Origin of the sequence: Streptomyces sp. MMBL 11-1 (genome assembly GCF_028622875.1) — a bacterium.
GTDB lineage: Bacteria > Actinomycetota > Actinomycetes > Streptomycetales > Streptomycetaceae > Streptomyces.
The window spans coordinates 199,958-226,053 of sequence record NZ_CP117710.1; the positions used below are offsets into that span (position 1 = coordinate 199,958).

The 26,096-nt window shown below is 71.7% G+C and carries 25 protein-coding genes, 1 tRNA gene and 1 pseudogene; 9 read left to right on the top strand and 18 right to left on the bottom strand.

Annotation, left to right across the window (positions count from 1 at the left end; genetic code table 11):
* Nucleotides 1-29: 29 nt before the first annotated feature.
* From PSQ21_RS36275 to PSQ21_RS36300, 6 genes are read right to left on the bottom strand one after another with little or no spacing between them, the layout of a single operon-like run.
* Nucleotides 30-2,753 (bottom strand): Gfo/Idh/MocA family oxidoreductase, encoded by a 2,724-nt coding sequence (locus PSQ21_RS36275; RefSeq protein ID WP_274036489.1) that lies wholly within the window; start codon nt 2,751-2,753, stop codon nt 30-32.
* A 40-nt stretch (nt 2,754-2,793) separates the two neighbouring features.
* Nucleotides 2,794-3,831, bottom strand: coding sequence for a phosphotransferase enzyme family protein (locus PSQ21_RS36280; protein WP_274036490.1), 1,038 nt, complete (start codon nt 3,829-3,831; stop codon nt 2,794-2,796).
* A gap of 41 nt (nt 3,832-3,872) precedes the next feature.
* Nucleotides 3,873-4,673, bottom strand: a complete 801-nt coding sequence (locus tag PSQ21_RS36285) for an AP endonuclease (RefSeq protein ID WP_274036491.1) — start codon at nt 4,671-4,673, stop codon at nt 3,873-3,875.
* Nucleotides 4,670-5,560 (bottom strand): hypothetical protein, encoded by an 891-nt coding sequence (locus PSQ21_RS36290; RefSeq protein WP_274036492.1) that lies wholly within the window; start codon nt 5,558-5,560, stop codon nt 4,670-4,672. The genes PSQ21_RS36285 and PSQ21_RS36290 overlap by 4 nt, the downstream gene beginning before the upstream one ends.
* On the bottom strand, nt 5,560-6,393 hold the full coding sequence (locus PSQ21_RS36295; RefSeq protein ID WP_274036493.1) for a hypothetical protein: 834 nt from the start codon (nt 6,391-6,393) through the stop codon (nt 5,560-5,562). The genes PSQ21_RS36290 and PSQ21_RS36295 overlap by 1 nt, the downstream gene beginning before the upstream one ends.
* 53 nt (nt 6,394-6,446) lie before the next feature.
* Nucleotides 6,447-7,436 (bottom strand): hypothetical protein, encoded by a 990-nt coding sequence (locus tag PSQ21_RS36300; RefSeq protein WP_274036494.1) that lies wholly within the window; start codon nt 7,434-7,436, stop codon nt 6,447-6,449.
* A 320-nt stretch (nt 7,437-7,756) separates the two neighbouring features.
* Between PSQ21_RS36300 and PSQ21_RS36305 the strand changes: the two genes are divergently transcribed.
* The 5 genes from PSQ21_RS36305 to PSQ21_RS36325 all read left to right on the top strand — a co-directional run bounded on the left by PSQ21_RS36305 (nt 7,757) and on the right by PSQ21_RS36325 (nt 12,345).
* On the top strand, nt 7,757-9,106 hold the full coding sequence (locus PSQ21_RS36305; protein ID WP_274036495.1) for a helix-turn-helix transcriptional regulator: 1,350 nt from the start codon (nt 7,757-7,759) through the stop codon (nt 9,104-9,106).
* An 81-nt stretch (nt 9,107-9,187) separates the two neighbouring features.
* Nucleotides 9,188-9,382, top strand: a complete 195-nt coding sequence (locus PSQ21_RS36310; protein ID WP_274036496.1) for a hypothetical protein — start codon at nt 9,188-9,190, stop codon at nt 9,380-9,382.
* A 943-nt stretch (nt 9,383-10,325) separates the two neighbouring features.
* On the top strand, nt 10,326-10,802 hold the full coding sequence (locus tag PSQ21_RS36315) for a hypothetical protein (RefSeq protein ID WP_274036497.1): 477 nt from the start codon (nt 10,326-10,328) through the stop codon (nt 10,800-10,802).
* A gap of 2 nt (nt 10,803-10,804) precedes the next feature.
* A complete protein-coding gene (locus PSQ21_RS36320) occupies nt 10,805-11,356 on the top strand; it encodes a hypothetical protein (protein ID WP_274036498.1) in 552 nt (183 codons plus the stop codon).
* Nucleotides 11,357-11,517: 161 nt separating this feature from the next.
* Nucleotides 11,518-12,345 (top strand): 5'-3' exonuclease, encoded by an 828-nt coding sequence (locus PSQ21_RS36325; protein WP_274036499.1) that lies wholly within the window; start codon nt 11,518-11,520, stop codon nt 12,343-12,345.
* A 75-nt stretch (nt 12,346-12,420) separates the two neighbouring features.
* On the opposite strand, the gene PSQ21_RS36330 is transcribed toward PSQ21_RS36325, so the two are convergent.
* Complete coding sequence (locus PSQ21_RS36330) at nt 12,421-12,798, bottom strand: hypothetical protein (protein ID WP_274036500.1); 378 nt, start codon at nt 12,796-12,798, stop codon at nt 12,421-12,423.
* 182 nt (nt 12,799-12,980) lie between these two features.
* Between PSQ21_RS36330 and PSQ21_RS37930 the strand changes: the two are divergent.
* A pseudogene (locus PSQ21_RS37930) lies at nt 12,981-13,469 on the top strand (PhlD); the annotation flags it as partial.
* A gap of 424 nt (nt 13,470-13,893) precedes the next feature.
* Here PSQ21_RS37930 and PSQ21_RS36335 read toward each other — a convergent pair.
* The 3 genes from PSQ21_RS36335 to PSQ21_RS36345 all read right to left on the bottom strand — a co-directional run bounded on the left by PSQ21_RS36335 (nt 13,894) and on the right by PSQ21_RS36345 (nt 15,140).
* Nucleotides 13,894-13,977, bottom strand: a tRNA-Leu gene (locus tag PSQ21_RS36335).
* A 10-nt stretch (nt 13,978-13,987) separates the two neighbouring features.
* Nucleotides 13,988-14,626 (bottom strand): ScbR family autoregulator-binding transcription factor, encoded by a 639-nt coding sequence (locus tag PSQ21_RS36340; protein WP_274036501.1) that lies wholly within the window; start codon nt 14,624-14,626, stop codon nt 13,988-13,990.
* A 76-nt stretch (nt 14,627-14,702) separates the two neighbouring features.
* Nucleotides 14,703-15,140 carry an ATP-binding protein gene (locus PSQ21_RS36345; RefSeq protein ID WP_274036502.1) on the bottom strand — a complete coding sequence of 146 codons (438 nt, stop codon included), beginning with the start codon at nt 15,138-15,140 and terminating at the stop codon, nt 14,703-14,705.
* Between the two features lie 177 nt (nt 15,141-15,317).
* On the opposite strand from PSQ21_RS36345, the gene PSQ21_RS36350 reads away from it, so the two are divergent.
* Nucleotides 15,318-16,142: a helix-turn-helix domain-containing protein gene (locus PSQ21_RS36350; RefSeq protein ID WP_274036503.1), complete on the top strand. Its 825-nt coding sequence runs from the start codon at nt 15,318-15,320 to the stop codon at nt 16,140-16,142.
* Nucleotides 16,143-16,344: 202 nt separating this feature from the next.
* Here the strand turns inward: PSQ21_RS36350 and PSQ21_RS36355 are convergent, their stop codons facing one another.
* Together PSQ21_RS36355 and PSQ21_RS36360 are read right to left on the bottom strand one after the other, a co-directional pair.
* Nucleotides 16,345-16,896 carry a GNAT family N-acetyltransferase gene (locus tag PSQ21_RS36355; RefSeq protein WP_274036504.1) on the bottom strand — a complete coding sequence of 184 codons (552 nt, stop codon included), beginning with the start codon at nt 16,894-16,896 and terminating at the stop codon, nt 16,345-16,347.
* Nucleotides 16,893-18,299, bottom strand: coding sequence for a hypothetical protein (locus PSQ21_RS36360; protein ID WP_274036505.1), 1,407 nt, complete (start codon nt 18,297-18,299; stop codon nt 16,893-16,895). The genes PSQ21_RS36355 and PSQ21_RS36360 overlap by 4 nt, the downstream gene beginning before the upstream one ends.
* A 220-nt stretch (nt 18,300-18,519) precedes the next feature.
* Here PSQ21_RS36360 and PSQ21_RS36365 point away from each other — a divergent pair, with 220 nt between their 5' ends.
* Nucleotides 18,520-19,002, top strand: coding sequence for an NUDIX hydrolase (locus PSQ21_RS36365; RefSeq protein WP_274036506.1), 483 nt, complete (start codon nt 18,520-18,522; stop codon nt 19,000-19,002).
* Here the strand turns inward: PSQ21_RS36365 and PSQ21_RS36370 are convergent.
* Complete coding sequence (locus PSQ21_RS36370) at nt 18,986-19,675, bottom strand: PIG-L deacetylase family protein (protein ID WP_274036507.1); 690 nt, start codon at nt 19,673-19,675, stop codon at nt 18,986-18,988. The two genes, PSQ21_RS36365 and PSQ21_RS36370, sit on opposite strands and share 17 nt — an antisense overlap.
* Nucleotides 19,676-19,768: 93 nt before the next feature.
* On the opposite strand from PSQ21_RS36370, the gene PSQ21_RS36375 reads away from it, so the two are divergent.
* Nucleotides 19,769-20,836 (top strand): acyltransferase, encoded by a 1,068-nt coding sequence (locus tag PSQ21_RS36375; RefSeq protein WP_274036508.1) that lies wholly within the window; start codon nt 19,769-19,771, stop codon nt 20,834-20,836.
* Nucleotides 20,837-20,868: 32 nt separating this feature from the next.
* On the opposite strand, the gene PSQ21_RS36380 is transcribed toward PSQ21_RS36375, so the two are convergent.
* From PSQ21_RS36380 to PSQ21_RS36400, 5 genes are all read right to left on the bottom strand, one after another.
* Nucleotides 20,869-21,834, bottom strand: coding sequence for an aldo/keto reductase (locus PSQ21_RS36380; protein ID WP_274036509.1), 966 nt, complete (start codon nt 21,832-21,834; stop codon nt 20,869-20,871).
* Nucleotides 21,831-22,751: an NAD-dependent epimerase/dehydratase family protein gene (locus tag PSQ21_RS36385; protein WP_274036510.1), complete on the bottom strand. Its 921-nt coding sequence runs from the start codon at nt 22,749-22,751 to the stop codon at nt 21,831-21,833. The genes PSQ21_RS36380 and PSQ21_RS36385 overlap by 4 nt, the downstream gene beginning before the upstream one ends.
* A complete protein-coding gene (locus PSQ21_RS36390) occupies nt 22,748-22,969 on the bottom strand; it encodes an HAD-IA family hydrolase (protein ID WP_274036687.1) in 222 nt (73 codons plus the stop codon). Before PSQ21_RS36390 ends, PSQ21_RS36385 begins: the two co-directional genes overlap by 4 nt.
* A 206-nt stretch (nt 22,970-23,175) precedes the next feature.
* On the bottom strand, nt 23,176-24,936 hold the full coding sequence (locus tag PSQ21_RS36395) for an AMP-binding protein (protein WP_274036511.1): 1,761 nt from the start codon (nt 24,934-24,936) through the stop codon (nt 23,176-23,178).
* On the bottom strand, nt 24,936-26,075 hold the full coding sequence (locus PSQ21_RS36400) for a hypothetical protein (RefSeq protein WP_274036512.1): 1,140 nt from the start codon (nt 26,073-26,075) through the stop codon (nt 24,936-24,938). The genes PSQ21_RS36395 and PSQ21_RS36400 overlap by 1 nt, the downstream gene beginning before the upstream one ends.
* Nucleotides 26,076-26,096: the final 21 nt, after the last annotated feature.

The following is a 26,096-nucleotide window of genomic DNA, read 5'->3' on the forward strand; positions in this document are numbered from 1 at the left end:
GGCAGGGGCCGGGGGCGGGTTGGCTGCGGCTACGCGCTGGTCCGGGAGGTATCCGGGTGGGTGAGAGCGTCTGGTGCCCGCTCGCGCAGGACTTCGGCGAGCCGCGCGATGCGGCGCAGCGGTTCGAGGTCGGGGGCGGGTGGGGCGGCTTCTGCGAACAGGGCTGCGGCCGCGTGGTGTACGGAGGTTCTGAGCGGGGAGTCGGTGAGGACTTCGTCGTGGATGACGGCGCCGTCGCGTGCTGCGGTGAGTCGGTGGTGGCGGCGTTCGAGTTGCCAGCCGCCGGGTGCGGTGACGGGTTCGAGGTGCAGGGTGAAGCGGGTTCGTCCGGCGTGGACGGTGACGTGCCGGTAGCGGTCGTCGGCCGCGCGTAGTCCCTGGCGCCACGGGGGCCGGGGTGCGGGTGCGGTGTCGTCGGCCTGCCCGGGGCCGAGGATCGAGGAGGTCAGCTCCAGCCGCAGCGTGCCTGGGGCGCCGGGGCGGGGGAGGTCGGTTCGCTCGGTCAGGGCGGCGACGAACAGGGCTGGGTCGTAGGCCGGCTCGGTCGTGGTGGTGGCCGGGTCCGAGGCCAGGTAGTGCTTCCATGCCGGGGCGGGCAGGATGCCGCGGATGACCGCGAGCATGTGCAGCCATTCGTAGCCCAGTACGCCGTAGTCGCGGTCGATGAAGCGCCCCGAGGCGCTGTCGGGGCGCCGGTCCTTGGTGAAGAGCACCGTGACCTTGTCGATGGGCGCGCCGGGTTCCAGTGCGGCGATGAGGGCGGTGAACGCCGGCAGGGTGGTGGAGTGCCGGTACTGGTCGTTGACGATGATCCGGGCGGCGGGGTGGTCGGTGAGCAGGCGGCTGAAGGTGTCGATCTCGTGTCCGCGGCAGGCCGGTTTCTCCATCAGGACGCGGGCGGCCGGGTTGTGCCGGAGGATCGCGCGCAGGACGTCCAGGTGCTCGGCGGTGGGGCAGCACACCGACCACAGGTCGATGCCCGCGGCCACCGCCTCGGGCAGTTCGCTGACCTGGTGGGGGAAGGTCCGCAGGGACGCGGGGAGGTCTTGGTGCTTGGGGTCGATGACGGCCGGGGTGGCGCCCAGGGCGGTGAGGATCTCGGTGTGCAGGCGCCCGGCGACGCCGTATCCGACGATCGCGGCCCGCTCCAGTCGGCCACGGGCAGCGCGGCGCGGGGAGGGCACGGCGGGCAACTGGGTGGCGCCGGTGCCTGGTGCGGCGTACAGGTCGTAGTACGCCTCCCACAGGCCGGCGTCCGTGATGGCGGTGTCGGCCGGGGCGGTGTGCAGTCCGGGGGGAATGCGTCCGGGGTCGGCGCACAGGGCGGCGGCGGCGACGAGGGTGGCGGCCCGGTAGGCGTCGTAGCCCTGGCTGGGGATGGAGTCGGCTTCGAAGAGGTTCATCGAGCGTCCGTTGCCCAGCAGGGTGACCGTCCTCTCGCCGGGCAGGGCGAAGCGCATGCCCACCCCGGGGATGTCGTTGGCGCCCGTGCGGTGTGAGGCGTTCTCGGTCAGGGCGGAGAAGTCGCGGGTGGCGAAGGGCGCGAGGAGCACGCCGTCGGGAAGGGCGTTCAGGTCGGTGTCGCTCAGCGCGATCTCGCCGGTGGTGCCGATGATGAGGAACGGCCGGGTGGCGGCGAGGGCGTCGGCGGCAGTGCGGTAAGTGGTGAAGCCGTGCTCGGCGGCGTCGATGAGGGCCGGGAGGTCGGTGTCGACGATATCGACGCGGCAGCCCAGATCGCGTAACTGGGCGGCGAGGCGGGAGCCGAGGGTGCCGTAGCCCAGCAGCAGGACCTGCCGGCCGATGATCTTGCGGTCCGGGAGCAGGGCGCGCAGCCGGCGCAGGCAGGAGTCGGCGATCTCCCGGTACCCCAGGCGGGACTTGACCTGGGAGCGGGCCATGTTCAGCACGGGGATCGCCAGCTGGCCGGCGGCGGCGATCCGCTTGATGCCGCTGACGGTCAGCTCCAGCGCGGCGTCCACCGCGCGGGGCGCGCCGACGGCTCCGTAGCCGCGGGCCAGCAGGCCGCCGTCGTCGACGACCAGCACCCGTCGGCCGGCCGCGTGCGCGGCGTCCAGGAACGCGTCGATATCCGCTCCGACGCGGGCGAGTTCGCCCCGGTGCGCGTCGGGGTCGTTGACGGCCGTGTTGTCCAGGACGTCGCTGCGGTACCCGCGCGCGGTGAACGTGGCGTGGACACGGTCCCGGTTCCACGTCTGGTCGCCCTTGTCCAGGGCGAAGATCCACTCAGGGGGAATCCCGGCCCGCTCCATCGCCAGGACGAATCCGGTGCTGTGCTCCAGGTAGTGGTCGCGGAAGAGCAGCGCCCAGTTGCCGAACGCCGGCTGCTCGGTGCTGTAGCGCTCCAGCAGTGGCATGGCGGCCCGGATGCCGTCCAGTTCACTCTCGGTGTAGGGCAGGGTGCGCGCGGCCAGGGCGTCGTGGAGCTCGCCGGCGAGCCGGCTTGCGCCGGGTTCGGGGCCGGGGTCGATCAGGATGTCCACGGCGGCCGGCGGCGGAATCTGGAAGCCCAGCGTGTGCGGCGCTTGCGGTGGCAGGCTCTTCCACCGCACCGTGACCAGCAGGTGGGCAGTGACCGGGTCGGTGAGCCGGAGCGTTCCAGATCCCTCGTCGAGTGCGCAGTGCAGCTGGCGGCGCTCCGCGAGCGCGGCGGCGGCTGTGGTGATCGTCTCGGCGCTGATCGGTCCGCGCAGGACCACCCACTGGCCGGCGGCTATGGCCGTCGTGGACATCGGCTACTCCTTCATTCGTGGACCGCCCGGAGGCGGTTTGTCAGCGGTGCTGGGCTGCCCGGGCCAGGGCGCTTTCGACCTCGCCGAGGCCCGCCAGTAGTCGCTGGGCCGCGGCGTGCCGCAGGAGCCAGAACTGGTCCAGGTCCTCCTGGAGGAGGCCGGGCTTGAGGTAGTGCTGCTTGACCCCGTACAGGCTGGTCATCAGCTGCAGCAGCGCCACCCGGGCGCAGGCGGTGACGTCGCCCGCCGGCACGAGCGGGTTGGTTTCCAGGTAGGCGCCGACCAGGTTCACGCCCGCCGCGATCCAGTCCTCGTCGAGAACGACTGTGCGCGGGTCGAACGCGATCCGGCCCAGCTCGTAGGCGACCAGGAACGGGTCGGGGGGCAGGAAGTCCAGTACGGCGGTCAGCTCGTCGCCCTTGAACAGCAGGTTGACCGCCGAGTAGTCGCCGTGCAGAACCTGCGTCGTCAGCGGCGGAAGGCCGTCCAGGAGCTCGGGGATGCGGTGCAGCACCGCGCGCCGCTCGGTCAGGGTCCGCAGCGCCTGCTCGTCGAACGCGTCACGCTGGGCGCGCTCCCCGGCGATGCCCAGCAGCTTGACGGCGGTGGCCTCCAGCTTGTCGATGTCCGGGCGCAGCCACTTCTCCAGCTTCGCCGACGGGCCGGACCCGGCCGGGTGGTCGGCGAACGCGGTGTGGATACGGCCCAGCGTGGTTCCGGCGGCCCGCTGCTGGGCGGGGTTGAGACCGTCTTCGACGACCGCGCCGGGCACCCATTCCCACACCGAGACGGCGATGCCGTCCTGCCTCACGACGGTGTCGCCGCTGGCCGAAGGGCGCACCGAGGCGACCGGAACCTGGTGAATACCGGCCAGTTGCGTCTGATCGACCGCGGCCTGTTCGGCGCTCAGGTCCGAGTCGCTGCCCTGGTAGTGCTTCACGAACAGCACCTGGTCACCCACCCGGGCCCGGTAGTTGACGGTCACCTGGCCGACCGGCAGCCGCTCCAGTACGGCGCCGGGCAGGCCGTAGGCGCTGGCGAGCACCGCGGTGAGATCAGGCTGCGATTTCGGTTCCACGACAACCCCTCCTTGTGACGTGTAGTGATCGAGTGGACACCCTATGGCCTTGGTGGGGGTGGTTTGGAACGCTGCGCCCACCACCGGTCGGCCTCCCGGTACCGGTCCAAGCACGCCTGCGTGGTGCGGGGTTGACCGGTCCACTCGACGGCGACCTCGAAGTCCTGTCCGCTGCCGATCCGGTCCCGGGCCCGTTGCGCCACCAGTGCGCGGCCGGGCGCGTCTCGGCCGCTTCCGTCGTCGGACAGGTGCAGCACCCGAGAGAGATCGAGCACCCGCTCCAGGCCCGCCTCCCCCGTGCTGCCTGCTGAGAAAAGGGCGGCGGCGAGCTGGGCGGTGTCGGCCAGCGCGCGTATCTGTGGCCGGCGTTCCAGCAACGTCTCCAGGGCGTCCAGGGCGGCGGGCGCGAGCCAGCCGGGGTGGTGGAGCTCCACCAGCAGCGGCAGCCGGACCTGCGGCAGCTCGCCGGTGAGCATGGCCGCCAGCAGCGGCCCCCGGGGCACGGTGCGCCCCAGCAGCCGCACCCAGCGGGCACCGATCGCGGCCCCCGCGGCTGCCAGGAGATCCAGCTCGGTCCGGGCCCGGGCCCGCTCGGGGACGGGCGGGGCGAACAGGTCGGCCAGGTCCAGGTCGGCCGTCACCCCGGTGACTGGCACGCATACCTCCCCGCACCGGCGCCAGTGCGCGAGGACCTGCGGTGACTGCCGGGCCAGGTCGAACCCGCGCGGCCCGCCCCGCAGATGCACGAACGGAACATTCTGCGCTCCGGCCCATTCCAGCAGCTCCGGCACGTCCAGTCCGCGTACGCCGATGCTGTACAGCCCGACACCGGCCGCACTCACGCCGACCTCCAGTCCAGCAGCAGGACGGGTTCGGCCGGGCGGCCCGGGGCGTCGAGCAGGGCGAACAGTTCCGGGGCCTTGTCGCCAGGCACCGTCCTGCACCAGAACGTGGCCAGGGCCGGATCGAGATGCCCGGTGAGCCAGTGACAGGCCGTGGTGAACGCGGCCTGGTACGCACCCTCGGCACCAGGGGCCAACTCGTGCATGCCCACCACGCTCCAGCCGCCCCGGTGCACCTGGAGCGCACCGAGTGCGTCGCCGTCGGCGGGAGTGCCGAGCAGACCGAGAATGCCGCCGGGCGCGGTCAACGTGGCCGCGCTCGCCGGGGCGCCGGCTGCGTCGATGACCAACCGGCCCCGCCCGGCGTCCTTGGACGGTACGCGGATGACGCCCGGAGCCCGGCCGATCGCGGCGTGCCGACGCGCGGTCACCACCCGGATGCCGGTGGCGCCGCGGCGGGACAGCTCCAGCACGCAGCCGAGCGCGACCGGCCCCGAGCCGACGACGACCACGTCGCTCAGGTCGTCGGTGGGCACCCGGTCCAGGCCCAGGCAGGCCATCTGCTGGAACCGGGCCAGCGCCACCAGCCCCGGATCCATCCCCGCTGGTGCGGTCACCGCCCCGGGACAGGCCGGATCGAAGGCGGCACCGTGCGGAACCGGGGCCAGCACCCAGCCCCCCGAATCGTCGGCCCGGCCGAGCGTCATGTATCCGGCCTCACGGTCTGGGCCCCCCAGATGCCGCCGCTCGGTTCCCGGGCTGATCACACTGAACCTGCCCACCACCATCCCCACCTCCGGCGCGGCCCCCGCGAGAAGGCGCGCCCGCCCGCCCCCGACATGGATCCGCGCTCCGGTGTACCGGCGCACCGGCTTCTTCCCATGCATCAGCGATCCTCCATCGTCGACGTCGGTGGGGCGGTACCGGCCAGGTCTTCGATCCGGCGGGCGATCGCGTGCGGTGCTCCCCACACCGTGTGCAGTGCGAGGGCGCCGGCCAGCGCCCGCACTCGCTCTTGGCGCCGTGCGGCGGCAGGGTCGTTCTCGAGCTGGCGCAGAACCACCGGGCTGTCATCGAGCAGGCGCTCCAGCAGGTGTCCACTGGCCCGCCACCACACCGTGGCAGCCGTGTGCGTGTCCAGTACCTCAACCACTCCCTGGCGGGCGTGACGGTCGCCGTCCACGTCCACCACGGCCGCCACCGTCACGGGTTGGATCTCGGCCGGCGCCCTCTGCACGCTTGCCACGTGCCCCAGGTCCACCCGGTCTCCCGCAGACCATGGCAGGACCAGCTCGGGGAACCAGCGCCGTGTCGGAGCACGACGGGCGAGGAACGCGGTGGTGCCGCCCAGGACCCGGGGCGCCGGGCGGGCATCGGAGACGTCGAGGAGCGTCACATCCCCGGCGAGGACCTGCCAGCCCCGGCGCGCCAGGGCCAGGGCGACCAGGGTCTTGCCCGCCCCATGGCCGCCGAGCAGCAGCACGCTCCGGCCGTCGGACGGACGGCGCAGGGCGACCGCGTGCAGGCACAGCGCCCCGTGGTCCACATGCAGCAGGTGCAGATGAGCGTTCAGGACCCGCCGCGCGTCCTTGGCCGACATCCCGCGCGGCAGCACACCAACAGCCGGTCCGCCGCCGGGCCGCAGCCCGCCGGGCAGAACCCCGGGCAGGTGCGGGGCGATCGTCTCCCACTGGGCTACCAGGGCCGAATCCGCCTCCACGCGAAGGCCTCGCCCGGCGCTTCGCACCTCGTAGGTATGCCGGTCCGTCCAGGTCACCGGCCCCGCCCCACTCGCGGGATGATCCCCTCGAGGCCCTGCCACACCGGCGCCGACGGCAGATGCCCCACCGCCACCCGCACGACCGCAGCCGGCACACCGGCCAGAAGCCCTTCGGCCGGTGGCGCTGCGGCGGCTTGGTCCGCCAGCCGCGGCCCGCCCATCAGCCCCAGCGGGTCGCTGACGTACAGAAGTTGCTGCGGGACGCGGGCGGCCCGGGCCACGGCCCGCTCCAGCACCTCCGTGCCCGAACGAGCACATGTCCCGGCGGCGTCGCCGTCCACCATCACCACGGCGCCCAGAGGAACGGGCGGCGAGTAGCCGATGCCCAGTGCCGCACGGTGCTGGGCCGGGGTGAACAGGACCCGGTAGCGTTCCACCCCGGCCACGACCGTGCGCTCACGCCGTCCGACGGCGGTGTCATGAAGGAGCTGGGCGGGCACCGCGACGCGGGTCGGCCATCCCATCACCGTGCCGTCCGGGCCGATCAGCACCAGGTCGTCCGCCATGAACAGCGCCCCCAGCTCCCGGACCGCCCGGTGCGCAAGGGTGGACTTCCCGCCGTGACGCCCCGCAAGGAACACCAGCGCGCGGCCCTCGACGGCGACCGCTGAGGCATGCAGCATCCGCCACCCCGCCGCCAGCAGCCTCGACGCGAAGAACACCCGGGCCAGGTAGTCCGCCCACCTCAGCCCCACCGCGTCACCCGCTGCCACCACCAGCCGCGTCACCCGCCGCCGCGCATCGACCTCGATCCCGGCGGGCGGCTGGCCCGGCCGGTAGGCGGCCGCCAGGCGCATCACACCCCCAGTGGCCTCCAGCATCGTCAGGCGGCGCCCGCCATAAGGCAGCTCAAGGACCATCTGGCCCCCGGGCAGCTGACCTTCGTTGTCAGCGCCCGGGCGCTGCTCCTGCACCTGGAGCGTCCACTGTGACACCGCGTGCGACGGAGCGACAGCGCAGGCCGGCACCACCATTTCCAGCACGGACCGGAGCATCGCGGATGCCGGCGCTTCGACACGCAGCCGGAGATCACGGAACTGGACAACCTCGTGCACCTCGTGCGTCTTTGACCGCGAGGTCTGCTCTTCGGGCGCCCCACACGGCATCTCCACCACCATGAGCTTCATCCCTCTCCCGGCGAGAGCATGTGCGCGCGGACGATCCACACGGCCACGGCCGGAACACCGCCGCTCGATTACAGAGCAACAGGCCCCGGCCGCAACAGCGTTCGAGTGTCATCTCCCTGTCATCCCCTCCGGCGAACACGCCTCCGCGAGCCCGGCCCGGGTGCTTCCATGGAGTGATGGACGAACCGATCCGGCACCCGCTGACATACGCACGGTGGCTGCGCGGATTCTCACAGGCGGAGCTCGCCAGACGAGTGAAGGAAGCCGCCCGGCGCCGCGACCGCCGGGCCGGGACCAGCCGGCAACGCGTCTCCCTGTGGGAGAAGGGCGTCACGCCGGACGACTTCTCGCAACAACTCCTCTCCGACGTCTTCGACGTCCCGCACGACCAAGTGGCGGCTCTGGGCTGGCCGCACTGGCTGCCCGGACAGGAGACACCCGTACCCCTCGGGTCAGGCCTGACCATCCCCGTCCTGAGAAAGGCCGCACAGATGGCTGTCGACCGCCGTACCTTCCTCGCCTACACACCGGCTGCCCTGGGCGCTTTCGCACACCAGTGGGCCACGATCGACCCGGCACTGGCCGTCGGCTCCCTTGAAGGACGCCCGGTGGACCCGGCGCTCGTCGACTGGCTGGAGACCGCCGCTCACGGCCTGAACAACCTGCCCACCGCCCACCGCCAGCACACCGGCCCCCTTCTCGACGCGCATCTGAGGACCGTCGTCGACCTCCTCGACCACGGCAGTTACAGCCACGCCATCGAACTTCGCCTCCACTCCCTGGCGGCCGCTCTCAGCCAGACCCTCGGCTGGCACCACTTCGACCACGAACACCACGCCGCCGCCACCCGCTACTGGCACGCAACCGTCCACGCCGCGCACCAGGCCGGCGACATGAATCTGGGCGCCGGGGCACTTTCTGACATCGCCTACCAGAGCATCTGGCTCGGCAAGCCCCACGCCGCCGCGCAGAGCCTGGAACACGCCCTGACGCGCACCACCAACCCGACCGCCAAGGCTCTGCTCCTCCTCCGCAAAGCACGGGCACACGCGATGCTCCGTGAAGCCCGCGCCTGCTACCGCGACCTCGCGCAAGCTGAGATGTTTCTGAACTCCGCCTCCGACGCACCCCCCGAATGGTGCTCATGGATGGGTTTTGCGGACGTCGCGGTGGATACCGGCAGGTGCCTGATCGAGCTAGGGGAACCCGCCCTGGCCCACGCCCAGATCCGTCAAGGGATTGCTCTGCTTCCCTCAGCCCGCGCGAAGACGAAAAGCGTGTTCCTCGGCTATGAGGCGCAGAGCCTCCTCGCCCAGGGCGACATCGCTCAGGCCGCTCAGCTGGCACATCAATCCTTCGGCCTCGCTCAGCAGATCGGAGCCTCACGCTGCATCCAACAGATCCGTGACCTGACCACCGGGTTCACCCCGTACGCATCGGAACAGGGAGTTGATCGCCTGCTGCACGACGTCACACTGGCGGGTCGAGACCCTGGCAAGGCGAAACAGCAGGCCCAGAGTTCCTGATCAACTGCCCAACCGGAAGGACGGAAGCCGACTGCGGTGAAGGCCTGACAGATCATCGGTGAACGGGGAAGATCAGACGCTATGAGCAGCGAAGCGAGGGCTGAGGATGCCCCGATCTACAGCCGACTGGTCAGGGAGCGCGGTGACGTCCTGACCGAGACGAGGAACGTGGCCGATCAAGTACTGCGTCAAGCGCGCGATGCGCTGGACTGGAGCGGGGTTCGGCCTGCCCAGCGGCAGGATGCGGATCGAGCCGCGTTCTCCGCGTTCCGCTGACGGCGGATCACGTCTCCTCGTGCCCCTCGGCCCGGTTCCCCCCTGCCATCCCGCCGCGTAGCGCACCGCTCGTACGGGGCAGCGACCTCCCGTGACCGGCCTGACCCCATACCGCAGCGCTGGAACCGCCCCGGCCATCAGCCCGACCGGTGCGCCCCCGGGCACGGGGAGACCGGAACCCACTTCGTGCTGGATCTCGGACCTCGTCGCTTCGGGGTGGCGGTCGCGGCGGTCCCGCTGCTTGCGTGGCGCAGGGGCGGCGGCCGGCACGCCGACACAGCCCCAGCCCGGTATGTTCCCTGAGCACGTCGAGGAGCGGTGTCGGCTCGGCAACCGTGCACACCGGCTCGTTCTCCAGCAGCAGCCGTACTCCGGCCCGCTCGGCGGCCTGGAGAGCATACGGAAGCAGCGGGTCGTCGAGGAACGACTCCGTCTGCTCGCCCACGGCCAGGTGCGAGAACTCCCGGACGCGGTCGGTGCCCAGGATGCCCGCCACCGCCAAGACGCGGTCCACCCACCGCTCACGGTCCTCGGCGGGCACCTGGGTGGGGAAACCGAAGCTGTCGACCTTGCCCGGCGTGGCACCACTTCCACAGCGGGGAGGCCAACGCCGCGACCCGCAGGCCCCGTTCGTCGGCCAGCTCCGTCGTATCCGTCGTCCGCCATACGACGCCTCCCTCGCACCCTTGCCGTGCGGTGGACCTTGCTGATCAACACCCTTTTCCCCCGTTTGAGGGATATCGTCCCGGCCAAGGGCATCCACATTCCGTCATCTCTCAGCACCAGGGCCGCCCCGCCAATCAGAGGTCTCCGACTCGACGTAGCATCACGCAGTGTGACGTCACCATTACAGGGGCTCTCGATTGTCGTGACTCTCTCAGCGCCGCTGGCCCTCATACCTTCCTTCCCCTCCGTCCCTACGGAGCGACCGAGTCGCGCCGCGGTGGCCCCGGCTCCCTGCATCAGCGGAGAGCGTGAACGCCGGGGCGAGTCCTCCGTCGACGACGGCGAGATCCGCTGGACGGACAAGACCCGCTATGACGGATCCCGCAAACACGCCCTGAAGGCGTGGCAGTACTCCGGTGCGAAGATCAAGCTGCGCCCCGACAGCGCTAGCACCGTCAACGACCTGGAGTTCCGCGACTACAAGGGCGGCACTGCCGATCGGGCGGCGGTGGCCCAGTACGTACGCGACTCCGGAACAGCGGCCACCGACTACATCCGTTTCAACCGGGACAAGATGAGCGGTCGCAGCCGCGCCTTCATGAACTCCGCCGCCGCTCACGAACTCGGCCACGCCCTCGGCCTGTGCCACAAGGGCAGCCGGGTCTTGTCGCTGATGTGGACCGACATCGCGTCGCCGCCCATTACCTCCCCCCAGGCCGTCGACAAGGCCAACTACAGCAACCTGTGGAGATAGTCGTGCGCAAGAGGTACTGGATCATCACCGCGGCCGTGGGCCTCGTCCTCGCAGCGAGCACCGGCACCTACGTCCTCGTCGACGACGGCGAGGTCAGCGTCTCCTCCCTGTGCACTCCGCCGACCGACACCCCCGAGTACGTCGCCGCCTACGCCCCCACCGTCGTCATCGGTACCGTCACCGGCCCCACCCGCTACATCCCCGACGCCGGCGACCCCAGCACCGGCGTACAGGAAGCCACCCTCACCGTCGAGAAGACCCTCAAAGGCCCCCAGCAGCGCGATCTCGACCTCTCCCAGTCCGTCACCCGCACCGCCCAGGGCACCTACACGACCGCCGAGCTCCTCTACCAGCCCCTGGTAACCGGGCAACGCTACGCCGTCGCGGTCCTCGACCGGGCCGAGAACGGAGGCCGATGGGTCTGGGGCGCGGAGCGGGCACCGGACGAGACCGCCGACGAACGGTGGGCCTCCGCGGTCGCGGCCAAGGCGATCCTGCCGAGCGCCGCCTGCGACGACACCCGCATCATCACCTCGACACCAGGCCCGGCATAGGGGAGCCGACCCCACGCCGCCAGGAACGCGGGTTCGGCGAAACACCGCGTGGCCCACTCCGACCCGACAAACTGGCTAGGCTCTCATCACCCGGCAACGGGCGCCCGCAGGCCGCGGTCACCGGCCCCCAGAACACATCGCCTCCAGAAAGACGCATCTCCATGACCGCGCCCTTGCTGCTCGTCGACGGCCACCACCTCCTCCACCGCGCCTGGCACGGCTTCCCGGCCCGCATCACCACCCGTGACGGCCACACCGACCGAACAGGCGTCTTCGGATTCGCAGCGCTACTGCGCAAGACTCAGGCACAGCACGCCGGGCAATTCGAAATCTGCGTGGTGTTCGACGCCGAGGACGGCTCGCAAGCCCGCATCGCCCAGGACGCCGCCTACAAGGCCCAACGGCCAGCCTCCGCGCCCGGACTGATCGACTCGCTCAGGTTGGTCAAGGACGCCCTCAACTACACCGGGGTCCGCTGGATCGAGCACACCGGCTGCGAAGCGGACGACGTCATCGCCACCCTGACCGCCCGGGCCCGCGACCGCGGGCGCGCCGTCGACATCCTGACGACCGACAAGGACTTCATCCAGCTCCTGGCTGATCCCAGCGTCCGCCTGCTGAACACCGGCCTCGCCCTGGAACGCCGCTATACCGCCGGCGAGCACATCCTCCCCCGCTTCGGCGTCCTCGCCGAGCAGTGGCCGGACTACCGGGCTCTGACCGGTGACCCCGCCGACAACATCCCCGGGGCCCGCGGCGTCGGCCCCAAGACGGCCGCTCGCCTGCTGACCGACCGGCGCCGGCTGGAGAGCATCCCGACCGGTGAACTGCGCGCCGCCTGGACGGTGCAGTGGCCGCAGATCCTGCGGTGGAGGGAGATGATCAAGCTGGATGCAAAGGTCGACATCCCGGACGGTGTGCTCACCGGGCGATCCACCCCTCATCTGCCCACGGCTGCTCGTGTGCTGGACGTCCTGGACCTGTGGTGATGCGGGTTGTGCGGTGGGGGCGTTGGAACGGGGGCGGTCGCGGAAGGCAGCGGGTCTGCCAGGTGCCCGTGCTCGTCAGCCGTCCCGCTCTGGGGCATCGGTGAGTTCCAGAACGACGGATTCGCGATGCGGGGAGGCTGCGTTGATGCGGGTGGTGTGCCGGGCTGCGCGCAGGCCCATGCCGGTGAGGTCGTCGGTGGTGTGGAGGGCGCAGAGGAGCGCGGCGGCGGTCTGGAGGGTGAGCGCGGTGTTGGGGCGGTAGCCGAGGAGGGCGGCCGCCTCGGGATCGTGGCGGGCGGCGGTGTGGGCGTGGGTGAGGACCAGGGCGGGGTCGGTGACGACGAGGTCGTCGACCTGGACGCGCTGGACGTGGACGCCCGGGTCCAGAGGGCGGCGCGGAACGATCTGCTCCGGTACGGCGGGCAGGAGGCTGGGGTGGGGACGGCGGGGCATTGAGGTCTCCTCTGTGCGTACGGTGGCAACGACGGTGCCGCTGAGTGGAGGGGGTGGGGGTTGTGGATGTGGTGATCGGTCGCCCGGTGGTTGTGCGGGGTGAGCATCGGGTAAGCACGGACGAGCTCGTGAGGGATCTGGAGCGGCGGTATCTGCGGGTGAAGATCGCCTCGTGGACGCGCATGTTGAAGAACACGGGGGTCGTGCGGCGGCCGTGGTCGGCGCCGCTGGCGGAGACGGCGCGCCGGAGAGGTGTGGGGGTGCGCTCACGGGCCGCGTACGAGGCGTCCCGCGACCGGGCCGTGAAGGTCGCGCAGGGCGCCATGGGGCAGGCGGGGCTGAGCCCGAGGGACGTGGATGTGCTGATCACGACGCACACCACGAGCTGGACGATTCCGGGGATGGACGTGGACCTGGTGGGGCGGCTGGGGTTGCGGCCGGACGTGGAGCGGATCGGTCTGGCGACCGCGGCGTGCGTCGGCGGCGGACACGCGCTCGTGCACGCGGCCCGAGCCCTGCGGCGCGGCCGCATGGGCGGGCGGGCACTGGTGGTGGCGGCCGAGGACCTGTCCACGCTCTACCGTCCGGGGCCCAAGCTGCCGACCATGCAGGACGTCCTCTACGGCGGCCTTTTCGGGGATGCAGCGGCGGCGGTGGTCGTTGCCGCCGTCGAGGAGGCGAGCGCGGGTGACGTGGTGGTGGAGGACGTGTGGGAGCTGGTCCTGCCGGACAGCTCCGACGCGTACTGGGGTGTGGTTCATGAGGAAGGGGTCACTTTCGACTCGGGAAAGGCGGCGACCGAGGCGCCGGCGCGGGCGGTGCCCTACCTGACGGGGTGGCTGGCCGGGCGGCCGGTGGCGTGGGCGGCGGTGCATCCGGGCGGGCCGGGGATCATCTCCGGGACCCTGACCGGCCTGGGTCTCGACCCTGAGATGGCCGGCAAGCACGCCCGGGACTCGCTCGCGGGCGGGAATCTGGGCGGGGTGGCGCTGCTGGACGTGCTGGCGCGGACCATGGCCGGCGATGCGGCCGCGGGGCCAGGTGTCGCGGTGGCTTACGGGCCCGGTTTCACCGCCGCCGGACTGTACGTGCGGGTGGTGCCCGGAGCCGGATTTGAACCGGCACACCTCAGGGGCAGCGAGGTTTAAGCTCGCCGTGTCTGCGTTCCACCATCCGGGCGGGCGGGCGGTCAGGAGGCCGGCGGGCCCAGGCGTAGCTGGGTCAGAACGTGTCCGCGGGCTAGGCCGGGCATGGTCAGGGACCACATGGCGGTGACCTGTTGGTGCAGGGTCTGCCGTTCCGCAAGGGCGAGCGCGAGCAGCTGTACGCCGCTGTAGCAGCCGACAAGCGTTCGGGAGGCCTCCTCCGGAGTGACGTGGTCCTGGAGCTCGCCGGCGGCGCGGGCGGCTTCGAGCACGGCGGTGACGGCGCCCAGAGGGGCCGCGTAGCTCTTGGCGGTCTGATAGGGGCCCGGCTCGATGCTGAGGCGCACGGCGGCCCGCAGGACGGGGTCTTGAAGGATGCTGGCGGTGTAGTGGTGGCTGATGTCGATCAGCGCCTGAAGCCAGAACTGTGGGGCCGGGCCCGAAGCCGCCTGGTCGGCGACCTCGTCGAAGAACGCGCGCTGACGGTCCAGGATCGCGTCGCCGAGCTGCTCTTTGCGCTGGAAGTGGTGGTAGAGGGCGCCGCGACTGGCTCCGGCCTGGCGCAGGATCTCCGGGGTCGTCGCGGCGGCGTACCCGTCGCGGTCGATCACGACTCCGGCGGCCTCGACGAGCCGCCGGACCATCTGCTCACGGCGGTCGCCGTTCTCCCTGCGCTCCTGCATCGCCGTGACGCCTCCCTCGTTCCCGTCCGACGCTACCCAAGGGCTTGACTGCATGCTCTCGGGACGCAGCCCTGTGTCAGGCATCGGCGCACTCCAGCCCCTCCGGCGACGAGACCGCCCACCGCTGTGCCAGAAAGGGGCGGCGGACCAGGGCCCAGACGCACTTTCCGCCGCAGGCGCGCGGGGCCCATCCGTGGTCGTAGGCGATCGCGTCGACCAGAAGTAGTCCGCGGCCTCCGTCCTCGTCGAGGGGGGCAGCGACTGGGGCGTCAGGCAGCGGCAGGTCGCTGGCGTCGGTGACCGCCAGAGCGACGTGGCCCGCCGGGTCGACCACCAGCTCGACCTCGATGTCGTCGTCCGCCCCGGCTGCCGCGTCGGCGGCGACTGCATTCGTCACCAGCTCGGAGACGACGAGCACGACCGAGTCGCGCACGTCGACAGGCAGCAGGGGGGCCGCCCACCGGCGTGCGGCCTCAACGGACGCAGGTACCGGCGGCAGATGCAGACACGTCACGGGCTCCTCCTTCGTTCGAGCACTTGAAACAGGCAGGTCTGCCTGTTTGTCACGTCTAGAGAACGCCCGCGGCGGACCTGAGCGGAAGGGCCAGCCCTGGCCCCGGGCCAAGATTGGCCCGGTCGCAAATGTCGGGAATGGGTACCGTGTGCACTAGCCGTACACCTGGAGGTACGCATGCGTGACGCCGCTCCCGACCTGCCCACCCTCCTCAAGAAGTGGCGGGCCCGCCGCTCCCTGGCCGACCTGCCGGACAGGGACCCCGCGCACGGCGACGGTCCGGTCACCCAGACGGTGATGGCCGAGGAGCTCGGGATCAGCGAGCACCACTACCGGCGGCTCGAAACCGGCCGGCGACCCATGCCCAGCGATGTCATCGCCGAGATCTCACGGTTGCTCACCCTCCACCCGGACGAGCAGCTGGCCCTCTACCGATGGGCCGGCCGGCCCACCCCGCCCCTGCTCTCCCCCGTCGCCCCCGAGGTCCCCGACGACCTCAGAGACCACATCGACCGGCTCCCCTTCGGCGCGATCCTGGAGTCCGGCGACTTCTCGATCATCGCCTTCAACCGCCGGGCCGCCAGAATGTGCCCCTGGACCGCACGGCCCGGTGCGAACGTCATGGTCGACCTGCTCCTGCCCGGGCCCGCCCGTGACCAGTGCGCACAGTGGGAGGAACACTGGGCCCCACCCCTGCTCGCGCAGCTGCGCCAGGGGGCGCTGGCCAACGACTCACTGCGGTCGATCGTGGACCGGGTCTGCGAAGACCCGCAGGTCAAGGAACTCTGGCACCAAACCGCAGACCTGCGCCGCCACGCCTACGGCACGACGCGGCCCATGTACTTAGAAGGCTCACGGCAGCAGCCGGCCTGGATTCGGATCATGGGGTGGCAGCCCCTGCACGAACCCGGTCTGCGCGTCATCACCGGAGAACCGGCTACCGCCCCCGCCCATCCGACCTCCGGAGCCGCTGGCGATGTCTCACCGGCCGAACGGGGCTGACGCGACTGGGGGCCCGCACAACCCGGCGCGCCGATGGATCCTGGGCAAAACTCATTACCGTCGTCGAAGTACGGCATCAGCGGCAGAGCCTGCTCGACGAGCATGCAGGTGACGGCTGCGCTTGCGAACATGCGCCTTCTCCCTCCCGGCCGTCAACGGCGGTACGGCCCCTTCAGCGGTGATCATCCAGGAGTCCGGCGGTTCAGCGCACCAAGCAGGGTGCAATTCGGCCGTCGAGGAGTTGGCCCCGACCACCGGCCCCTTTCAGGAGTTGCTTGCTCAGCGCTCGATTGATCTGTGGGTTCCGTCCGGTGACGTAGGACTGGATCCGGGCGTATCCGGCCCTGGTGTAGAGGGCGAGGGCGTCTCGGTTGTCGACTCCCGTCTCCAGGATCGCCTTGGTCATGCGGTGTTGACGGGCGTCTTCCTCAAGGGCGTTCAACATCTGATGTCCGAGGCCGTGGCCGCGGGCGGCAGGGGATACGTACATGCGTTTGATCTCCGCAGTTCCTGGGCTGGCAGTGCGCCAGCCGCCGCACGCGAGGGGTATGCCGTCCGGGCTGGTGGCGATAAGGAACCTCCCGTGCGGTGGCCGGAACTCGTGGGGCGGTGTAGCGGCGGGGTCGTCAGCGGTTCCGTAGATCGCGGCCTGTTCGCGATACAGGGCGTCGGTGAGTCCTCGCGCGGCAGGGGAGTCATAGACCGCGGTGACGATGGTCCAGGCCGGTGCCGCGATCGGAAGCAGGTCAGTCATACGGTCGATAGTGCCGTGTTGAGGGCTGCGAGCGCATCATCGTGTCCGGCGGCGCGGAGTTGCTTGCCGGCCTTGGTGCGCACGGTGGCCAGGAGCGTGCGGCACCGTATGGACTGCACGTTGGGGACGTGGTGGGCAAGGGCGTTGACCCAGTGTGCGGTGGTTTCGGTGTCGCGGGTACCGATGCTGGCGCGGACCAGGTGGATGCCGTGGAGGATGCCGGAGCGACGGTATCCGCTGTCGGGCCCCTGTGCGGCGATGGGAGCGAGGAGCTCTGCTGCCTCGCGCAGCAGGACGGAGCGTCGCCCGGGGATGTGTGCGGCGAGATCCACGAGGGCCTGGCCGGATTCCGCGTCGACCTGTTGAGGGGTGAGGTAGTACAGGGACGGCGAGTCGTCGCTCCGGCGTAACTCGATCAGCTTCCGGGTGCGGTCGGTGGCGCGGCGGAAGCCGTCGAGGTCACCGGCGCTGGCATGGGCGGTGGCGAGACGCCCCCAGGCTCGGGCCTGAACGAGCGGTGCGGACTTGGCGGCGTGCTCGACGGCTGCATGGGCGAAGCGCAGCGCAAGAGGCGGGCTGCCGGCGGCGGCGTGCTGGTAGGCGAGCATGCCCAGGGCGTTGGAGACGGTGGCGGCCTCGTCGGCGGCGCGGGCGATGCGGATGGCGAGGAGCTGGTAGCGGTGGGCTGCAGGGGCGAGCCCGGCGTCGAAGCTCATCCATCCGGCGAGCTGTGCGGTTCCGGCCGCGTGCTGGAGGAGGCGGTTTCCCGTGGCGGCGGAATACTGGCCGGTATGGAGGAGGAAGAGTGCCTCGTGCAGGGAGATCCGCGCCTGACGCTGGCTGAGGGTGCCGCCTCCGGTTCGGTCATCGAGCCGGCGCAGGGCGGCGAGTTGCTCGGAGAGCATGTCGACGTACTCGGGGGCGACGTGGTCGCCGTGACCGCGGCGTGGTGCGGGGGCGACGGGGGCCTGCCGGGTGGCGTCCCAGACGGCCGCAGTGAGCCGTTCCTCGTCGGCGGGTTGGACGAGTGCGGGTTCGTGGTCGCCGTTGGTCCATTGTGCTGCGGTACGAAGGATGTTCTCCAGGGGCAGGGGGCCGAGGAGTTCAGTCGTTTCCGATGGGTGATCGGTTGGTGTCTCGCGGCCCCACAGCTGGGCGGAGAAGTAGCGGCGGCCGGCGGCCTTGGACAGGACGACGGCCACGATGTCCCGTACAGCGGCGGAGCGGGGGGCGTACCCGTCCAGCCACTTGTAGCCGGCGGTGAGGCTCACTTCCGGCAGGCCCATCGCGTTGAGCCGGGGGTTGATGGCCTTCGCCAGGTCACGCGCCGACCAGCGCGCGTCCGTGAGTGCTTGGGCGAGCTCGGCGTTGGGCTGGCGGGAGAAGGTGCGGTCAGTCGCCACAGGAGGACGGTACGTCACCTGTTGTAGCAATGGGGCGACTTCACGGGACTTCACACTTCACTGCTTGTACTTCACGGAGTTCACGCCGTGGCCCCTGGCGACGGGCCTGGTGCGGTGGTGGGTTGGAGGGTGCGAGAACCTCCGGCGGGCATGGTGCGGTGAACCAAGACGTCGTCATCGGGCCTCGCTGCTGTCCCTTCCACGACTTCAAGGTGGCGCTGTGATTCCTCCGTATGTTGCTTCCCTTCGTGCCGCGGTCGGCCCGGATCATCTGCTGTGGCTTCCGGGGGTGAACGCGGTCGTGCAGCGCGAGGACGGGCAGGTGCTGCTCCATCGCCGCTCCGACACCGGTGAGTGGTCGCTGCTGAGCGGAATTCTGGAGCCCGGTGAGTCTCCGGCGGCCGGCGTCGTGCGTGAGGTGCGTGAGGAGGCCGGTCTGCGGGTGGTGCCGGAGCGCCTGGCGGCGGTCACCGTCTCGCCGCGCGTCCGGCACCCCAACGGGGACCTGGCGCAGTACCTGGAACACCTCTTCCTGTGCCGGCTCGCGGTGGACGGTCAGGAGGCACGCGCGGCGGACGACGAGACGTTGGAGGTCGGCTGGTTCGCCATGGACGCTCTGCCGGCGATGCGGAAGAGCGTCCACGAGCGCCTCGGGCTGGCCTTGGCCGGGCAGCCGGAGGCATGGTTCACGCCGGCCGGGTGACGGTATGGCGTACGACTTCGAAAGCCTCGGCCGCCGGGAACCCGATCTGCGCCCCGCGGACCCGGGCGGCTTCCATGACCGCCCGGATGGAGCGGGTGTGCGGCCAGGGCCGCATCTCCGAGGCGTACACCTGCAGGGCCTGCTCCTTCACCGCGATGGCGCGTTCGCTCAAGGGCTGGAACCAGGTGGGGCGGAACGGAACGCCGGTGCCCCACTCGGTCGCGGAGCGGACTTCCCAGGCCAGCACGGTACTGACGGACACGCCGGGCTGGGGCCGGGTCGCGGCCGCGGTGGCCTCGGCGGTGATCCGGTGGTCGAGTGAGAGATCGCTCGCGCTGTGCGTGTAGACGACCTGCGGTGCGGTGCGGGCGATGGCCGCCTCGATGGTCCGCGTGATCTCCAGGCGCGGCAGGGTGTCGAAGCGGTTGTCGGGGAAGTCGGCGATCTCGGCCGACGCCCCGTAGAGGGCTGCTGCCCGTGTGACGCAGTCGGCACGGTGGGCGCGCACGTCGTCCTGTCCCGTGCCGGGGCGGCTGGTGGCGCTGGCGCTGAGGACCAGGAGGTGGATGCGGTCTCCGGCGTGCGCGTGTTCGGCCAGTGTTCCTCCGGCTCCGAGGACTTCGTCGTCGGCGTGGGCCGCGACGGCCAGAACGCTGTGTGGGATCGGGTTCACGGTGCTGGGGCTCCTGACAGGGGTCGGGTTGCGGATGTGCCCGGCGTACGGCGCCGGGTTTCAGAAGGTGAACGGACAAGGAGAGTGGTTGCGGTGGAGACGAAGGGCTTTCCCGGTGTTGAACTGCGTGTCGGCCGGGCGCGGATCGGGGAGGGTGTCCGGATCGGTGAGGGCACGGTCATCGTCGCGGATCAGCTGGTGCTCAAGGACGGTGCGGTCATCGGTGCGGGGTGCGATCTTCGTTCCGCGCACCTGGAGTTGGGCGCCGGAGCCCATGTCGGGTACGGGGCCCGGTGGTTGGTGGCGGACGCGGTCCGGCTGGGTGCCGGAAGTGTGGTGGACGCGGACTCGGAGGTGGTGTGCCGGGAGTGGTCGGTGGGTGAGGGTTGCTACCTCGGGCACCGGCTGCGGGTGGGCGCGGGCGCGTCGATGGAGGAACGGTCGACGCTCCGGATCGGGGACCGGTGCCAGATCGCTCCGGACGTGGTGGTCAATCCGACGGAGCCGGTCGTCATCGGCGATGAGGTGGGGATCAGCGCCCAGGTGGCGATCTGGACGCACGGCTACCACGCGGGGCACCCGGTCCGGGACGGTCACGGGGCGGCGTTCGCGGGCGTCGAGGTGCAGGACGGGGCCTGGCTGGGTGTGCGGGCGATGGTGCTGCCCGGCGTCCGGGTCGGGGCGGGGACGGTTGTGGCGGCGATGGGCCTGGTGAACCGGTCGCTGCCCCCCGGGGTTCTGGCGGCCGGGGTGCCCGCCCGGGTGAAGCGCGCCTTGCAGCCGCAGGCCCTGGACGTGGCGGGCCGGCGTGAGGCGGTGGCCGTTCTGGTGGAGGACTGGATGGCCCGGCTGCGGTTCAAGGGCCTGATGGTGGAGCCGGCCGGCCTCGGTGAAGGCGGGGGGTGGTCGGTGGCCCGTGCCGGTGCACGGTGGGAGGTGGCCTTGCGAACCGGACCCGGCCAGGGCCCTGGGGTGGTGGAGGTGCGGCGCGCGGGGGCGGGGGCGGTCTTCGACTTCGCGGAGCCGCTGGCGGTACGGGGGACACTGGACGAGCTCGGCCATGACCTGCGGGACTTCCTGCGCCGGGCGACGTGGCTGTTCCCGTATGCGGGCAACAGCAGGGGGCTGGTGCCGGAGCGGTTCGCCCGGCTTCTGGACTGACTGGCGCCCGGACCAGGCCGGGCGGGTTGGGGTCATCGGCGGGCTTCGAGGTAGGCGATGAGGTCGGGGGTGACACGGGCGGCTGCGGCGGCACCGGCCATGCACTGGCGCAGCTGGGTCACGGTGCGCGGACCGATGACCGGGACCACGCGGGGAGCGGCGGCCCGGAGGTAGGCCAGGGCCAGACCGTGCGGGGTCATACGGAGCAGCGCCGCGGCCTCGTGGAGCCGGGCTCGGCGTGCTCGTCCGGTGGGGGTGTCGTAGGTGGTGGCGTGGTGTTGGGCGTGCCGCCCGGAGTGGTGGGCGCTGAGGTAGCCGGCGGCCAGCGTCCGGTAGGGGGTCATGGTCATCCCCTGCTCGGCGGCGCGGTGCAGGTGGGGTGGGTCGGCTTCGACGAGCCAGGGTTCGGGCGCCGGCCTCGCGCGCGGGATCAAGCTCCACAGGGGTGCGGTGACGTCGGGGACGGTCAGGTTCGCGGTCCGGGCGTGGGCGGCCCATCGGGCGAGCCGGGTGGTGGTCCAGTTGGACGCTCCGAGGCCCGATGCGTACCCCGCGCGCACGGTCCGGTTGGCGGCGTCGGCGATCTCGTCGAGGGGGACGGAGGGGTCGTCGCGGTGCAGGACGAGGGTGAAGCCCGTGCCGAGTTGGTCGGCGCTGCGCCGGGCTTGGTCGAGGATCGTGTTCGGGCGCAGGTCGCCGAGGTGGGGCTGGTCGGGGTTCAGGCCGGTCTTGGTGATGACGTGGACGTCGCTGACGCCGGTGGTGCGCAGCCAGGTGGCGATCAGCTGCTCGGCGTGGAAGGTGCCGTTGGTGTGGGGCCCGTAGGTCGGGGCGGTGTCCAGGAGGCGCCCGCCGCATTGGTAGTAGGTGTCGAGGAGTTCGAGGGCCCGGCCGGCGGGGAGGGCGGGGGTGGTGAACTCGAAGGTGCCCAGGGCCGCCGGCCCGCTGCTGGTGCTCAGCGGCGGGCGGGCGGCGTCCGGGGTGGGGGCGGTGGTCATCGTGGGGTGCCGGTCAGGGTCCAGGTGCGGGCGCGTTCCTGGAGGGTGTCGCTCAGGGCCTGGTCGAGCGGGCGGTGCTCGATGGGCCCGTAGGTGCGGGTGAACAGGGTGGTGTCGGCGGTGAAGGAGCTGATCTCGTTGGGCCGGGCCGCAGTGTGGTTGATGGGCCCCCGGCCTGCCCGGCCGGTGGCGCGCAGGACGGCGTCGGCGAGCTCGTTGATCGTGACGGACCGCCCGGAGCCGCAGTTGACGACGGGCAGCAGGGCGGGGGCGTTGATGATGCGGGTGAGCATGGTGACCGCGTCGTCGATGTGCGTCAGGTCCCGGGCCTGGGTGCCGTCACCCTCGATGGTGAGCGGCCGCCCCGTGGTGGCGGCGTCGAGGAACGCGGGCACGACGGCGTCCGCGTCCTCGTGGGGGCCGTAGGTGTTGAAGAAGCGCACGATGCCGAGCTGGCGGCCGCGCTCCAGGCACGGCCGGTAGATATCGGCGAGGTGCTCGGTGGACACCTTCGCCGCCGCGTACGGGGAGCGGGGCGCGTGGGGGGCGTGCTCGGCGAGCGGACCGGTCTGCTGGCCGTAGACCTCGCAGGAGGAGGCGAGCAGGAGACGCCGGGCGGTGGAGGCGGTGAAGCTGTGGATGAGGTGCCGGTCGACGGCCGTGTTGTGCTCGAACGCTCCGACCTCGAAGGAGCGGGGTACGGACTTGTGCGCGGCCAGGTGCACAACGGTGTCGGTGGCATCCAGGTCGCGGGGGGTCAGGGAGCGGACGTCGCGGGCCTGGAGGCCGTCGGGGCAGGGGCGCGGGGAGATGACCGACAGGTCGTCCACCGCGGTGACGGTGTGGCCGCCGGTGCGCAGGGCGTGGGTGAGTGCGGAGCCGATGAAGCCGGCGGCTCCGGTGATCAGAAGCTTCACAGTACGGTGTCCTTGGTGACGGGGGCGGCGGGCGGCAGGGTGTCGAGGAAGGCGGTGAAGCCGCCCACGCCCTGGTAGCGGTGGGCGGCCAGGCCCAGGGTTCGGGCAGCGGCGACGACCTCGGGGATGTCGTCGATCAGGACGAGGTGTTCGCGCGGCACGCCGTGGGCGGCGGCGACGCGGTCGAAGAACTCCGGGGTCGGCTTGGTGACGCCCATCTCGTGGGAGCAGTGGACGGTGTCCAGGACGGGGAGGTGCTCGGCGTAGAGCTCTCGCCAGAAGTCGGCGTGGAGGATGTTGGTGTTGGAGACGCCGACGATGCGCAGGAAGCGGTCGCGGACCGCGGCGCTACCCAGCAGGCTGAGGAGGTCGGTGTTGGCGTGGTCGTAGATGGCGTTCCATCCGGCGGCGAGCTGGTGGTCGCTCAGGTCGAGGGCGAGCAGGTGGCGCAGGTGGTCGAGGTAGGCGGCGGGGGTGATCTCACCGCGTTCGAAGGCGTCGAACGGGGCGTCGATCTGCCAGCGTTCGCGCAGTTCTCCGGCCTCCTGACCGGATGCCTGGGCCCAGGCGTCGAGGGCGAACAGGAAGCTGTAGGTGAAGAACACCCCTCCCATGTCGATGAGAAGGACGGGCTGGGGCGGTTCAGGCCGGGGCATGGGCGGGCTCCTTCAGGGCGGAGGAGGTGGTGGTAGTGGGTGGTGATGTCCTGGCGGCGCGGCTTGCCGGTGCTGGTGACCAGACCGAGCGCGTCCCAGGAGTCGCGGACGACACGGACGGCGTGCAGGTCGGACCAGGGGATCTCGCCATGCCGGCGGGCGGTCTCGGCGGCCGCGAGAAGTTCGCTCTCGAGTGCGGTGACGTGCCCGGGGGGCCAGGCGGCGGTGGCGGGGGCGCAGACAAGGGCGACAGCCCGGGGCAGGCCGTGCCCCAGCAGACAGGCGCCGGTCACAAGAGGGTGGGCCAGCAGGTGTGCTTCCACCGGCTCGGGGCAGATCACCTCACCCCGTGAGGTCTTGAACGCCGACGCCAGACGCCCGGCGAGCTGGACCTCGCCGTCATCGGTGACGCGGGCCAGGTCACCGGTGCTCAGCCACCGGTCCCGGCCGGTGACCGGTCTCAGCAGGGGCCAGCGCTGGACGTATCCGGCGGCCAGGTTCGGCCCACGCAGCTGGAGCTCCCCGTCGCCGGTGATGCGGTGCTCAATGTTCAGGGGCCGTCCCAGGCCGGGCCGGGACGCGTCGCTCTGGTGGAAGGCGGGGGCGGTGGTCTCCGTCATGCCGTACGCGCCGACGATCCGCAGTCCCGTGCGGGTGCGGAGCTCGGCGGCGACGCCGCGGTCCAGGGCGGCTCCGCCGTTGACGGCCGTGGCCACCCCTCCCAGCGCCGAGCGCAGACCCCGGCCCGTCTCGTCGTTCCGGCTCGCCTCGGCGAGCCGGGAGAAGATCTGGGGGACGCCGAGCAGCGTGTCCGGGCGGTGCGCGGCCACGTCTGCGGTGATCCGCTCGGGCGTGGAGACCACGACGGTCGCGCCGTGCAGGCACATCAGGGTGTGCCCCATGATCCGCTGGGCCACGTGGGAGACCGGCAGATAGGACATGGTCCGGGACGGTGGCACGGCCCACTGCCGGGTCCAGGCCCGCACCCCGCGCACCAGCGCGGCCTCGCTCAGGGCGACGGCCCGGGGCGTGCCGGTGGTGCCGGAGGTGAACACCACGGCGCCGGTCTGCTCCAGCCGGGCCCCGGCCCACCGGCGGGCGACCGCCCGCCACTGCGCGGGAGTTCCGCCGGGCCGGCAGCCCGGCTCGTCGATCAGGTGCACCGCCGTGCGGTGCCGCATCGCCGTCTGCGTGAGCGGTTCCGCGCCCCGGCCGGTGGTGTCGATCACCGCGGCCGGGTCGACGACCCGCCAGACCGATTCCAGCTGGGCGGAGGTGAGGTCGGGTACGACGGCGGGCACACCGCCGGCCAGGAGGACCGCCAGGTCGGCGATGCTGAACAGCCCGTCCGCTCCGGTACGCAGGAGCACCACGCGTCCGGCGATGTCACCACGGGCGCGGAGCTGCTGGGCGACGCTCAGGGCACGGCCGAGGACCTGGTCGAACGACCACATCGTGCCGTCCAGGTTCACGATGGCCGCCCGGTCGCCGTTGTGGCGCAGGAAGCTCTCAAGGAGTCGCTCGGTCATCACAGGTCCTTCGCCGCGGTGGAGGTCAGCTCGAACGCGCCGGCCAGCTGGCGGCCGCGGTCGGCGACGAGGGCGTGCCGGGAGATGACCACGGCGTCGCGCCAGCAGGACTCCAGCCCGTTGGCCCGGTGGATGGCGGCGCTGCCGGCGGCGTCGAACAGGTCGCGGCACGCGTGCTCGGCGGCCTCGGCCATCTGGCAGCAGGCCGACCGGAGCAGGGCCCGCTCCCCGGGCGGCACCTCGCCCTCAAGGGCAGCGGCCCACGCGCGGGCGGTCGCGGTCTCCAGCAGCGCCACCGCCGCCGACACCCGCCCGGAGGCGCGCGCGAACGCACCCTGGACGTGGCCCTGTTGGGCGAGGGTGCCGGAGGTGTGCCGGGTGCGGGTGCCTTCGGCCAGGGTGGCGAACGCGCTCAGCGCCCGCTCGGCGGTCGCCTGCGCCACCGCGGCAATGCACCCGGCCATCAGCCCGTAGAGCGGGTACCGGAAGAGCGGGGTGTCCGTGCGCGGCGGGTCCGTGAGGGCGATGCTGTGGGCGACCGGAACGCTGGTGGCGCAGGTGACGACGGTGTGGGAGGCGCTGCCGCGCAGGCCCAGCGCGTCCCAGTCCTCCTCCACCTCCAGGTCTTCGCGGGGCACGAGCCACCAGCGGGTGACGGTGCCCTGGTCGATGGTGTGGGGGGCGGCGAGAGCGGCCAGCGTCATCGCGGGTGCACCGGTGACCAGCGGCCACCGCCCCGACAGCCGTACGCGATCACCGTGCGGGACAACGGTCCCTGCGGGCATCGACGATCCGGCGATGACCGGGCTGCGGCCTGCCAGCGTGCGCGCCGTGTCAGGGTCCAGGCGGGCCAGGAACGCCCCGGCCGGAGCGTGGATCGCCGCGACCCACCCGGCGGCGGGGTCCGCGAGCGCGACCTGGCGCACCGCGTCGAGGATCTGCTGAACCGGCCATTCCAGCCCGCCGCAGTGGGCGGGCAGCGCGACGCGCGGGAGCACGGACTGCTCCAGCGCCGCCCAGACCAACGGGTGCAAAGTGCCGTGCCGCTCACCGTGCTCGCGGTGTTCCGCGGCGCTACGGGCGAGTTCCCCAACGGCCGTACGGTCAGCCGGTGCAGAACGCATCTGGACAGTCGTCATCACATCTCCAGTCGGGCGAAA

Bases quoted from the DNA above. Each gene is read 5' to 3' on its own strand.
- PSQ21_RS36275 (WP_274036489.1), bottom strand. From the start codon at position 2,753: ATGTCCACGACGGCCATAGCCGCCGGCCAGTGGGTGGTCCTGCGCGGA.
- PSQ21_RS36290 (WP_274036492.1), bottom strand. From the start codon at position 5,560: ATGCATGGGAAGAAGCCGGTGCGCCGGTACACCGGAGCGCGGATCCAT.
- PSQ21_RS36305 (WP_274036495.1), top strand. From the start codon at position 7,757: ATGGACGAACCGATCCGGCACCCGCTGACATACGCACGGTGGCTGCGC.
- PSQ21_RS36310 (WP_274036496.1), top strand. From the start codon at position 9,188: ATGAGCAGCGAAGCGAGGGCTGAGGATGCCCCGATCTACAGCCGACTG.
- PSQ21_RS36325 (WP_274036499.1), top strand. From the start codon at position 11,518: ATGACCGCGCCCTTGCTGCTCGTCGACGGCCACCACCTCCTCCACCGC.
- PSQ21_RS36330 (WP_274036500.1), bottom strand. From the start codon at position 12,798: ATGCCCCGCCGTCCCCACCCCAGCCTCCTGCCCGCCGTACCGGAGCAG.
- PSQ21_RS36340 (WP_274036501.1), bottom strand. From the start codon at position 14,626: ATGCAGGAGCGCAGGGAGAACGGCGACCGCCGTGAGCAGATGGTCCGG.
- PSQ21_RS36350 (WP_274036503.1), top strand. From the start codon at position 15,318: ATGCGTGACGCCGCTCCCGACCTGCCCACCCTCCTCAAGAAGTGGCGG.
- PSQ21_RS36355 (WP_274036504.1), bottom strand. From the start codon at position 16,896: ATGACTGACCTGCTTCCGATCGCGGCACCGGCCTGGACCATCGTCACC.
- PSQ21_RS36380 (WP_274036509.1), bottom strand. From the start codon at position 21,834: ATGACCACCGCCCCCACCCCGGACGCCGCCCGCCCGCCGCTGAGCACC.
- PSQ21_RS36390 (WP_274036687.1), bottom strand. From the start codon at position 22,969: ATGGGCGTCACCAAGCCGACCCCGGAGTTCTTCGACCGCGTCGCCGCC.
- PSQ21_RS36395 (WP_274036511.1), bottom strand. From the start codon at position 24,936: ATGACCGAGCGACTCCTTGAGAGCTTCCTGCGCCACAACGGCGACCGG.
- PSQ21_RS36400 (WP_274036512.1), bottom strand. From the start codon at position 26,075: ATGACGACTGTCCAGATGCGTTCTGCACCGGCTGACCGTACGGCCGTT.